This is a genomic window from Tardiphaga sp. (assembly GCF_025356345.1).
Taxonomy (GTDB): domain Bacteria; phylum Pseudomonadota; class Alphaproteobacteria; order Rhizobiales; family Xanthobacteraceae; genus Tardiphaga.
Map to the genome: position 1 here is coordinate 1 of NZ_JANXTC010000327.1, position 10,815 is coordinate 10,815.

Sequence of the window (10,815 nt, forward strand, 5' to 3'; positions counted from 1 at the left end):
TGTCATCGTAGCGCTGATCCTGATCGGTATCGGCGGTTACGGCCTGTCGCGGGTGCCGACCGGCTTTATTCCGATCGAGGATCAGGGTTACTTGCTGGTGGCCGTGCAGTTGCCCGACGGCGCGGCGCTCGACCGCACCCAGCATGTGCTCGATCAGGTCAGCGAAATGTCCGGCAAGACCCCCGGGGTCGAACAGGTGATCAGTATCGCCGGCATATCGGCGCTCGACAACAGTTCGAGCCTCGCCAATGCCGGGGTCGCCTATCTGATCCTGAAGGAATGGAGCGAGCGCGGCCCCGGACAGGATCTGCGCTCGCTGTTCGTAGGGCTGAACGAGCGACTGGGCGCAATTGAGGAAGCGCGCATCCTGGTTATCCCGCCGCCGCCGATCCAGGGCATCGGCAATGCCGCCGGCTTCGCCATGCAGGTGGAGCTGCGCGATGGCAATGCCGACTACGGCAAGCTGCAGGCCGTCACCGCGGCGATCACCGCCAACGCGCAGAGCCAGAGCTCGCTGCAGCGGGTCAGTTCGCCGTTCCGCGCGATGGTGCCGCAGTTCGACGTCGAGATCGACCGCATCAAGACCCAGACGTTGCACGTCACCACCGACCAGGTCTTCTCGACCCTGTCGTCCTATCTCGGCGCGTCCTACGTCAACCAGTTCAACCGCTTCGGCCGCACTTTCCAGGTCTACGCCCAGGCCGATGCCAAATTCCGTCTCACCGTGCGCGACATCGAGAGCCTGATGGTGCGCAACCAGCAGGGCGACATGATCCCGCTCGGTACCGTGGCGAAGATCACGCCGGCGGTGGGGCCGTCGCTGATCAGTCTCTACAACCTCTATCCGGCGGCGACGGTGATCGGCCTGCCGGCGCAGGGCTACAGCTCCGGCCAGTCGATGGCGCTGATGGAGGAGATCGCCGCCAAGACCCTGCCGCCGGGCACCGGATTCGAATGGACCGCCATGTCGTATCAGGAGAAGATTGTCGGCAACCAGCTCTATTACGCGTTCGGGCTGGCGCTGTTGCTGGTCTATCTCGTGCTCGCCGGACAATATGAAAGCTGGTACGCGCCGATTTCGGTCATCCTGGCGGTGCCGCTGTCATTGCTCGGTCCGGTGGCGGTGCTCACGGCGCTGCGGATCGAAAACAACCTCTACACCCAGATCGGAATCATTCTGCTGATCGCGCTGTCGGCGAAGAACGCGATCCTTATTGTCGAGGTAGCGCTCGAACTGCATGGGCGGGAATGCAGGCCGTTGCTGGACTCCGCGGTCGCGGCGGCCCGCTCGCGCTTCCGGCCGATCCTGATGACGTCGTTCGCCTTCATTCTCGGCGTGCTGCCGCTGGTGCTGGCGTCCGGCGCCGGCGCCAATGCGCGCAAGTCGATCGGCATCACCGTGTTCTCCGGCATGATGGCCTCGACCTGTCTGGCGGTCCTGTTCGTGCCGACCTTCTTCGTGGTGGTGCAGGGGTTCGAAAACTGGCGTGCGGCCAGAAAGGCAGGGAAGTCGGCCGCACCCACCACCGGCGGCGAACAGTCCGGTTCGCCTGCCGGATGATGCGAGGCGGACCGTTTGCGCGCGTGCGGCGCTCGATCGGTCGATCATTTCTGTTCAGGCAAAGGCAGGGGAGATCGGTCGCGACGTCGCTGGTATCGATCGCGGTGTCGATCCGCTAGGCCAGAATGGATCTGACCAACTCCCGCTCCAGAAGAATGAAGTCGAAGAAGGCCGCGATGCGCGGCGCATGTCTGAGGTCGGGATGCGTCAGCAGGCGCCAGCTGCGCGACAATTCTGCAATCGGCCCGAGCACACGGACGAGATCGGGCTCGGCATCGCCCAGCGATGCGGGGAGGGGCCCGATGCCTAATCCCGACTTCACGGCGTAGATCAGGCCCAGCACACTGTTGGTACGTGCCGTCAATTTCGACTCCGGTGCCACGGCCTGAAGCCAGACCGATGCGCGGTGCGCGCTGAGCGACTGGTCGAATCCCACAAGGTGATGGTTCGGCAGGTCGTTCACGGTCGCCGGCTTGCCGTGCAGGTCGATGTAACCCTGGCTGGCGTAAACAGCCCAGATCGAGTCGGCGACCTTGCGCCCGACAAGGTCGTCGTCGGTATCGCCGGATCGGAAGGCGACGTCGGCCTCGCCCTTCGACAAGTCGAGGTATCGGTCGCTGGTCACGAACTCGATCCGGAGCCCAGGATGCAGGGTCTGGAAGCGTTCGACCAGAGCGGACTTGGTCATGCGGCCAATAACCGGCTCGGGGCAGGTCACCCGGATGACGCCGGTCAGATCGTGCGCCTCGTCGTTGACCCGACGCTGGAAGTCGGTCACCGCGGCTTCGATGCGCTCGGCGAGAGGCAGCAACTCTTCGCCGAATTGTGTCAGGCGATAGCCCGACGGATGCCGCTGCACCAGTGGCCGCCCGATCGCTCGTTCCAGTTCGGCCAGCCGTCTCTGAACCGTCGACTGACTGAGCCGCAGCGATTTTCCCGCAGCGATCGTGCTGCGATGCCGCGCGACGGCCAGAAAGTATTTCAGGTCGTTCCAGTCGAACATGACCCGATCATGCACTTCCGCAGCGGGGTAGCGCAATCCCGCGGCTTACGAAGACGGTGACGGGCTTCTAGGTTCGACGCGCCGCCACCTGTGAGTTGGTGGCCTGCCGGTTTCCGGAGACAGAGATGAACACCTTCCAACGAAGATTGATATTCGCGCTGTGCACGATGCTATTCGCGTTGTCGGCGATCGCGCAGCCCGTCAGGGCCGAATGCCCGCAAGCTGTGAGGATCATTGTGTCCTATCCGCCCGGTTCGGCGGACGACGTGATCGCGCGACTGCTGGCGCAAAAGCTTTCCGAAGCCGGCGGACGGTTCTATGTGGAGAACCTTCCCGGTGCCGGCGGAATGATCGGCACCGCGGCGGCGGCCCGGGCGCTGCCTGACGGCTGCACGATGGTCATCGTCAACCAGAACTTCGTCGTTCAGTCGGCCGTCGGCGAGAAGCTTTCCTATCAGGTTCCCGACAGCTTCGTGCCGGTCACGCTTCTGGTTGCGGCCCCGGAAACGATCTCGGTCAACCCGGCCGTTCCTGCAACCAGCATCAGGGAACTTGTCGAACTGGTGAAGGCAAATCCCGGCAAGTACAATTACGCCTCGCCCGGCCATGGATCGTCGCCCCACCTGGCAAGCGAGCGGCTGTTCAGACAGACGCTTGGGCTCGACGTGGTGCACGTCCCGTTCCAGGGCGGGCCTCCGGCCGTGACGTCGACGGTTGCCGGCCATACCCAGATCCTGCATCTCACACTTCCCATTGTCGCGCCGCTGGTGCGCGACGGCAGGCTTCGTCTGCTGGCCGTTGCCGGCAAGACGCGTGCTGCGGAATTTCCCGATGTTCCGACGCTGGAAGAGGCCGGCATCCCGGACCACGAGGTCGAATTCTGGAACGGGATCATGCTGCCCGGCGGGACCCCCGACGATATGATCGATACCAGGCACCGGCAGATCGAACATGTCATGGCGCTGCCGGCGATAAGGGATCGGCTGGCAACGCTGGGTTACACGCCGGTCAATGTGACGCGGAACGCATTCGCGGTTCAACTTCAGAGCGAACTGGGCAAGTGGAAAGCGATCGTTCGCGACGGCCACGTCAAACCGGAGTGATGCTCCCCGACAGTCGTTCGAAAGGGCCTGCCATGAATCGCCGATCTTCCATCGACAACGACAGCGCGACCGTCGCCATGCAGGCGCAGTGGGACAACGCTGCCCGGGGCTGGCGTGACTCCGGCGCGATCATTCGGCCCTGGCTGCGGCAGGCGACGCGGGCGATGCTTGAAATGGCCGGGGTGAAGCCGGGCTGCCACGTCCTCGATGTGGCCGCCGGCGCCGGCGACCAGACCCTGGATATCGCCGAGCGGGTCGGCCCCCAGGGCCATGTGCTGGCCACCGATCTGTCGCCTGAAATTCTCGGCTTCGCCGCGCGGGAAATCGCCGCCGCAGGGCATCGCCATGTCGAGACCCGCATCTCCGACGGCCAGGCGCTGCAGGTCGAGGACGCGCGGTTCGACGCGGTGGTCTGCCGGCTTGGGCTGATGTTGTTCGGCGATCCCTTGCAAGGGCTGCGCGAGATGGCGCGCGTGCTGAAGCCTGGCGGCGGCGTCTGTACGATGGTGTTCGGGGCGCCGCAAGCCAATCCCTGTGTGACGACGCTGATGTCGACGGCGCTTAGCCACGCCGGCCTGCCACCGCGGGATCCGTTTCAGCCCGGCGGCCTGCTCAGTCTTGGCAAGCCCGGCCTGATCGATGACCTGTTCAAGCGGGCAGGATTCAGCGAAGTCGCGACGGCCAGGATCGCCGCGCCGTTCCTGCTTCCCTCCGTCAGGGACTACATGACGTTCATCCGGACTTCGGCGGGACCGATCTTGCAAATTGTGAATGGCCTTGACGCAGGGCAAGCAGAAGCCGCATGGGCCGATATGGAGCGAGCGCTTGGCCGCTATCAAACGCAGGATGGCTGGGAAGGACCCAATGAGCTGTTGTTGACGGCAGCGAGGAAGCCGCTGCGGCGGGACAATTGAGTTGGTCAATCGGACGCGGTGCGGATTCATCGCGTCCTGTTGGACGACGGCACGGTGTCGCAGTTTCGCGCCGTAGGGCTGCTACCTATTTCGACGGTCCGAAATCCAGCGCCGGCATTTCGATCTGCGGGATTTCGATCTTCACATTGCTGGTGTCGACGGCGGTGGTGTCGATCCAGTAGGTGACCAGCCCCGGCCACCAGATCACGATTACCACCAGGATGATCTGCATGAACACCCAGGGCATCGCGCCCCAGTAGATGTCCGAGCTCTTCACCGACGGTGGCGCGATGCCGCGCAGATAGAACAGCGCGAAGCCGAATGGCGGGTGCATGAACGAGGTCTGCATGTTGACGCAGAGCAGCACGCCGAACCACACCAGATCGATGCCGAGCTTGCTGGCGACCGGCGCCAGCAGCGGGATGATAATGAAGGCGATCTCGAAGAAGTCGAGGAAGAACGCCAGGAAGAACACGAAGATGTTGACGAAGATCAGGAAGCCGAGCGCGCCGCCGGGCAGCCCGGTCAGCAGGTGCTCGATCCAGCGCGCCCCGTCCATGCCCTGGAACACGAGGCTGAAACAGGTCGAGCCGATCAGGATGAACACCACCATCGAGGTCAGGCGCATCGTCGAGGTCATCGCCTGCTCGACCAGCGGCCAGGTCAGGCGGCGGTGCAGGGCGGCCAGCACCATGGCGCCGACCGCGCCCATCGCGCCGGCTTCGGTGGGGGTGGCCAGGCCCATGCCGATGGTGCCGAGCACCAGGAAGATCAGCACGATCGACGGGATCATGCCCCACAGCACGCGGCTGACCAGCTTCCAGTTCAGCGGCTCACGGACGTCGGCCGGCAGCGGCGGCATCGCGTTCGGACGCATGATCGACAGCACCACGATGTACAGGATGAAGATCACCACCTGCAGGATCGAGGGGCCGATGGCGCCGAGATACATGTCGCCGACGGAGCGGCCGAGCTGGTCGGCCAGCACGATCAGCACCAGAGAGGGCGGGATCAGCTGGGTGATGGTGCCGGACGCCGCGATCACGCCGGTGGCGACCCGCATGTCGTAGCCGTAACGGATCATGATCGGCAGCGAGATCACGCCCATAGCGATCACCGAGGCCGCGACGGTGCCGGTGATGGCGCCGAGCACGGCGCCGACGATGATCACGGCGTAAGCGAGGCCGCCGGGGATCTTGCCGAACAGCTGGCCGGTACCTTCGAGCAGGTCCTCGGCGAGGCCGCAGCGCTCGAGGATGGCGCCCATGAAGGTGAAGAACGGGATCGACAACAACAGGTCATTGGAGATGGTGCCGTAAAAACGGAACGGCAGCGCCTGCAGGAACACCGAGTCGAAGTGACCGGTGAGAATACCGACGATGCCGAAAAACAGACCGACGGCGGCGAGCGAAAACGCCACCGGGAATCCGATCAGCATGAACGAGATCATGGTGCCGAACATCAGCGGGGGCATTACGCCAAAGGAAAACATCGGTTAGTCCTGACTGATCAATTGGCGGCTATTGCAGCGGCGCTTCATAATGGGTGTCGAGCTTGACCACACCGGCGAGCGCGGCGATTCGCTTGGCGAGTTCGGCCAGGCCCTGCAACAGCAGCAGCAGAAATCCGAGTGGCAGCACGCCTTTGATGGGCCACAGGATCAGGCCGCCGGCATTGCTGGAGACCTCCTGCAGGCGCCACGAATTCAGGAAGAACGGCGTGGTGAGATACAGCAGGAAGGTCATCGCGGGCAGCAGGAACAGCACGAAACCGACAATATCGATCCACAGCCGCGCGCGATCGGACACCGCCGAATAGACCAGATCGACGCGGACATGCTCATTGAGGCGAAGCGTCTGCGAAGCGCCGAGGAAAACGATGCCGCCGAACATGTACCACTGGATTTCCAGCCAGCCGTTCGAACTGTAGTTGAAGAGATAACGGATCGTGGCGTTGCCCGCGCTGATCAGGCAGGCAAGCAACACCAGCCATTTGGCAATGAAACCAAACAGGTCGCTCAGACCATCGATCGCACGTGTGATTTTAAGGACGTCCACCGCTCTCCCCTTGAACCCGTCTCCATCCCGCTGACTTGTTTTTCCTCACCGGAAAAAGCAGCTAATTGCTGGGGGCGACGTGGCGCGGCGGCACCATTTCAGCGCGCCAAGTCGCCGTCAATTGGTAATTTGACAGATTGACGCAGGGCTTTGGCCGGGGAATCGGCCTTTACAGGTCGCGCAGCGCAGCTATCAGCCGCCGGTGACGCTCATATGCCGGCTGACACTTGGCCGGTTGTGGCGACGGTCAATGATGAAGTCGTGGCCCTTCGGTTTCAGTCCGATGGCGCGGTCGATCGTCTGGCTGAGCAGGGTGTCGGCGGAGGAGGCGCGCAGCGGCGCGCGTAGATCCGAAGCGTCCTCATGGCCGAGGCAGGTGTGGATTGTGCCGGTACAGGTGATACGGACGCGGTTGCAGGATTCGCAGAAATTATGCGTCATCGGGGTAATGAAGCCGAGCTTGCCGCCGGTCTCGGCGATGCGAACGTAGCGGGCAGGGCCACCGGTATCGTCGGGCAAATCGGTCAATGTGAACTTGCTGGCCAGTCGGGCGCGCAGCAGCGACAGCGGCACGTATTGGTCAATACGGCCTTCCCCGATATCGCCCATCGGCATCACCTCGATCAGCGTTAGTGCCATTTCGCGGGCATGGCACCATTGCATCAGATCGGGGATTTCGTCTTCGTTCATGCCCTTCAAGGCCACCGCGTTGATCTTGACGGCCAGACCGGCGGCCTGCGCGGCATCGATTCCGGCCAGAACCTTGCCGAGATCGCCCCATCGGGTGATGGCGCGGAATTTTTCGGGGTCGAGCGTGTCCATCGACACGTTGATGCGGCGGACGCCGCAATCGGCCAGTTCCTGGGCATATTTAGCCAACAGCGAACCGTTGGTGGTCAGGGTCAACTCATGCAGCGCGCCGGTCTTGAGATGGCGCGACAGCGACCGCACCAGCGACATCAGGTTGCGCCGGACCAGCGGTTCGCCGCCGGTGAGCCGCAGCTTGGTGACGCCCTTGGCGATGAAGGTCGAGCACAACCGGTCGAGTTCTTCCAGCGTCAGCAGGTCGGCCTTGGGCAGGAAGGTCATGTCTTCCGACATGCAATAGAAGCAGCGCAGGTCGCAACGATCGGTCACCGACACGCGCAGATAGCTGATGGTCCTGCCGAACGGGTCGATCATCGCGGACGTGGTCAGATCAGGCACTAACGCGGATACGGTCATTCAAAACGCCTTGGCTGCAGAGGACTGACGTCATAGCGGACGGCATCGATCGCCGTCTTCTTAATGTAGTCACGCAGCACGGGCGGCACAATCGGTGCGGAAACTATTCCGACCGTTGAAGTTCAATCTATCGGGTAGGGGCCGGAAACGGGGTTCCGGTAGCCGGCGCGGCGGTCGACCGCTTCTTGGCTGCCGCCTTGCGCGCGGCCCGTCGCGGCGGTGCCATCGGCTGCAGTTCCGCCATCACCGGGCTGGGATCAACCACTGTGGTCGCTGGGCTGGTAAAGTCGCCCGCTGTACGTGTCACGGTAACGGGGACCGTCATCGGCTGGAACTTGGCAAGGGTGAAGGTCGCGCTGAAACCGGTCTCGGTCGCCAGCGGGATTGAGCAGGGCGTTTTGCAGCTTGGCCCGATCGAGGTCACGACATCCGCGCCGGGCGGAATAGAATCAAACTGTACGGTGACGGGAGTCGGCGCCGGGCGCAACGAATCCATCGAAAAAGACGCACAGCCAGCCAGACTCAGTCCGACCGCTGTCAATACAATTACTCTACGCATGGCGTATCCGTCACTTTGCGCGGCGAACCGCAATTTCCATTCCAACATAGAAGTGCAGACAATTCGACGCAACCACCGGGGCAGCGGCTGTTAATTGATGGTTAACAGGTTTTCGGATGGAACCGAAATTCTCAGTGTTGCGAAGCCATTAGCGGGCTTTCTTCGCCAATAGATGCTCAACTGCGGGTAGTAATTCACGGAAGTGGGCAATCAAACGATCCGGCTTGAGATCAGCAATCGGGACGTCGGTATAACCGAATTCGACCCCGATCACCGGTATCCCGGCACGGCGAGCCACGCCGATATCCGGACCAGCGTCGCCCACCATGACCACCGCCGACATCACACCGCCGGCCTGTGCGACGGTCTGCTGCAGGATCACTGGATCGGGCTTGGAAATCCCGAATGTGTCCGCGCCGCAGATCGCCCGAAACCGCGATGTGAGGCCGAGTTGCCCGAGCAACAGCTTTGACAGCCATTCCAGCTTGTTGGTGCAGACCGCGAAGCGATAGCCAGCGGATTCAAGTTCGTCGAGCGCTTCGGTGAGGCCGTCGAATGGCCGGGAGGCGTCGGCGATGTGCGCGGCATAATAGTCGATGAAGTCGGTGGTGAGGCGGGTGACGTCTGCCATGCCCATCTCGCGGCCTTCCAGTTCGAGGCCGCGCTCGATCAGGCGCCGCGCGCCCTGGCCGATCATCTTGCGCGCGGATTCCAACGGCACTGGCGCCAGACCCTCGCGGTCCAGCACCCAGTTCAGCGCGCTGATCAGGTCGGGCGCGGTGTCCACCAGCGTGCCGTCGAGATCGAATACAACAAGGGGAAAATGCGTCATGGCGGATGGCTACCGACCGATCGTCGATCGTGCAAGTGGCCGCGGTGTGATTTTGACCGGTGTGTGATCGCCCGGCGGGGCTGTATGCCCCTGTTCCTTGCCGGCAAACGTCGCTAGATAAGCCTGCGCTTCCCGCCCGCGGGACCGATCGAAACGTCAAGGACCCCGGCCACGATGACGATGGATGAACTGAAACGGCAAGCCGCCGCCCAGGCGCTGGAGCATGTCCGTGACGGGATGAAATTGGGCCTGGGAACGGGATCGACGGCAAAACATTTCGTCGAACTGTTGGGCGAGCGGGTCCAGGGGGGCCTCAAGGTGATCGGCGTGCCGACTTCGGAGGCGACCCGCGCCGACGCGGTGCGCTGCGGCGTTCCGCTCACCACCCTGGATGAGATCGATCGGCTCGACCTGACGGTGGATGGCGCCGACGAGATCGACGCCGCGTTGAACCTGATCAAGGGCGGCGGCGGGGCGTTGCTGCGGGAAAAGATCGTCGCCGCGGCCTCCGACCGCATGATCGTCATCGCCGATGATTCCAAATGGGTGGCGACCCTCGGTCGCTTTCCGCTGCCGATCGAGGTGATCCCGTTTGGTCTGGGCGCCACGCAGCGTGCCATCGTCCGGGCCTTCGAGCTATGCGGCCTATCCGGAAAAATGACGGTACGGGCAGGCCCGGACGGCCATGCTTTCGTCACCGATGGCGGTCACTGGATCATCGATGCTCATCTCGGGCAGATTACCGATGTGCCCCGTCTGGCCGGGCTTCTCAATTCGATCCCGGGCGTCGTTGAGCACGGGCTTTTCATCGGACTCGCCAGCATCGCCATGTTGGCGGGCCCCGCCGGTATTCGCGTTTTCGAGCGGCCCTGACGCCGCAACCTAAGGAGAATAAGGATGAAGAATAGCTCAACGATCGTGCTGGCCGCCGGGCTGATGCTCGGCCTCGCAGCCTCGGCGCTGCCGGCGTGGGCGCAGGTGCCGTCGCCGCAAGGCCAGACCCGGCCGATCAAGCCGGCATCGGCGGCCGCGATCGGCTATGCCAAGGAAATTCTGGCGATGAAGAACGCCGGCGCGATGTATGCCAACGCCATTCCGAACATGGTCCAGCGGGTCAAGGATTCGTTGCTGCAGAGCAATCTGAACTATCAGAAGGACCTTAACGAGGTCGCGCTGGTCGTGGCGCAGGCGATGGCCGGTCGCGACAAGGAAATCGGCGAGCAGATGGCGCGAATCTACGCCAGCGATTTCACCGAGCCGGAGTTGAAGGACCTCGCGGCGTTCTACAAGTCGCCGCTTGGCCAGAAGCTGCTGGCGCAGGAACCGCAGTCGATCTCCGCCAGCATGAACTATATGCAGCAGTGGGCGCAGGCTTTCTCGGAAGAGGTCAATGGCCAGTTCCGTGCCGAGATGCGCAAGCGCGGCAAGGAAATCTAGCAAATCCGGGAAGTCATCTCGTGTGATCTCCCCACCGCGTGAGGCAAGAAATGGCTGACTTCGACGTCGATCTGTTCGTAATTGGTGGTGGTTCGGGCGGCGTACGCGCCGCGCGGATCGCCGCC

Annotated in this window: 11 protein-coding genes; 6 read left to right on the forward strand and 5 right to left on the reverse strand. The window is 63.2% G+C overall.

The annotated features are described in order from the left end of the window. The coding region (locus Q0S16_RS19940; RefSeq protein ID WP_295851997.1) for an efflux RND transporter permease subunit at positions 1-1,561 on the forward strand (1,561 nt) is incomplete at its 5' end. 115 nt (positions 1,562-1,676) lie between these two features. On the opposite strand, the gene Q0S16_RS19945 is transcribed toward Q0S16_RS19940, so the two are convergent. Beyond that, positions 1,677-2,564 (reverse strand): LysR family transcriptional regulator, encoded by an 888-nt coding sequence (locus tag Q0S16_RS19945; RefSeq protein WP_295852000.1) that lies wholly within the window; start codon positions 2,562-2,564, stop codon positions 1,677-1,679. Between the two features lie 179 nt (positions 2,565-2,743). Here Q0S16_RS19945 and Q0S16_RS19950 point away from each other — a divergent pair, with 179 nt between their 5' ends. Both Q0S16_RS19950 and Q0S16_RS19955 read left to right on the forward strand, forming a co-directional pair. Next, entirely contained in the window at positions 2,744-3,667 is a 924-nt protein-coding gene (locus Q0S16_RS19950) for a tripartite tricarboxylate transporter substrate-binding protein (protein WP_295852003.1), read from the forward strand. Between the two features lie 32 nt (positions 3,668-3,699). After that, positions 3,700-4,581, forward strand: a complete 882-nt coding sequence (locus Q0S16_RS19955) for a class I SAM-dependent methyltransferase (protein ID WP_295852005.1) — start codon at positions 3,700-3,702, stop codon at positions 4,579-4,581. A gap of 85 nt (positions 4,582-4,666) precedes the next feature. Here Q0S16_RS19955 and Q0S16_RS19960 read toward each other — a convergent pair whose 3' ends face one another. From Q0S16_RS19960 to moaA, 3 genes are all read right to left on the reverse strand, one after another. Beyond that, entirely contained in the window at positions 4,667-6,073 is a 1,407-nt protein-coding gene (locus tag Q0S16_RS19960; RefSeq protein ID WP_295852008.1) for a TRAP transporter large permease subunit, read from the reverse strand. Between the two features lie 28 nt (positions 6,074-6,101). Further along, the gene (locus tag Q0S16_RS19965) at positions 6,102-6,638 is read right to left on the reverse strand and encodes a TRAP transporter small permease subunit (protein WP_295852011.1); all 537 of its coding nucleotides are present in this window, start codon (positions 6,636-6,638) and stop codon (positions 6,102-6,104) included. Positions 6,639-6,830: 192 nt separating this feature from the next. Then, positions 6,831-7,862 carry a GTP 3',8-cyclase MoaA gene (gene moaA, locus Q0S16_RS19970; protein WP_295852012.1) on the reverse strand — a complete coding sequence of 344 codons (1,032 nt, stop codon included), beginning with the start codon at positions 7,860-7,862 and terminating at the stop codon, positions 6,831-6,833. Positions 7,863-8,047: 185 nt separating this feature from the next. Between moaA and Q0S16_RS26445 the strand changes: the two genes are divergently transcribed. Next, on the forward strand, positions 8,048-8,515 hold the full coding sequence (locus tag Q0S16_RS26445; protein ID WP_366517847.1) for a hypothetical protein: 468 nt from the start codon (positions 8,048-8,050) through the stop codon (positions 8,513-8,515). Between the two features lie 54 nt (positions 8,516-8,569). Here the strand turns inward: Q0S16_RS26445 and Q0S16_RS19980 are convergent, their stop codons facing one another. Beyond that, positions 8,570-9,253, reverse strand: a complete 684-nt coding sequence (locus Q0S16_RS19980) for an HAD family hydrolase (protein ID WP_295852018.1) — start codon at positions 9,251-9,253, stop codon at positions 8,570-8,572. A 174-nt stretch (positions 9,254-9,427) separates the two neighbouring features. Here Q0S16_RS19980 and rpiA point away from each other — a divergent pair, with 174 nt between their 5' ends. Both rpiA and Q0S16_RS19990 read left to right on the forward strand, forming a co-directional pair. After that, positions 9,428-10,126: a ribose-5-phosphate isomerase RpiA gene (gene rpiA, locus Q0S16_RS19985; protein WP_295852021.1), complete on the forward strand. Its 699-nt coding sequence runs from the start codon at positions 9,428-9,430 to the stop codon at positions 10,124-10,126. Between the two features lie 24 nt (positions 10,127-10,150). Then, on the forward strand, positions 10,151-10,690 hold the full coding sequence (locus Q0S16_RS19990) for a DUF2059 domain-containing protein (protein WP_295852024.1): 540 nt from the start codon (positions 10,151-10,153) through the stop codon (positions 10,688-10,690). Positions 10,691-10,815: the final 125 nt, after the last annotated feature.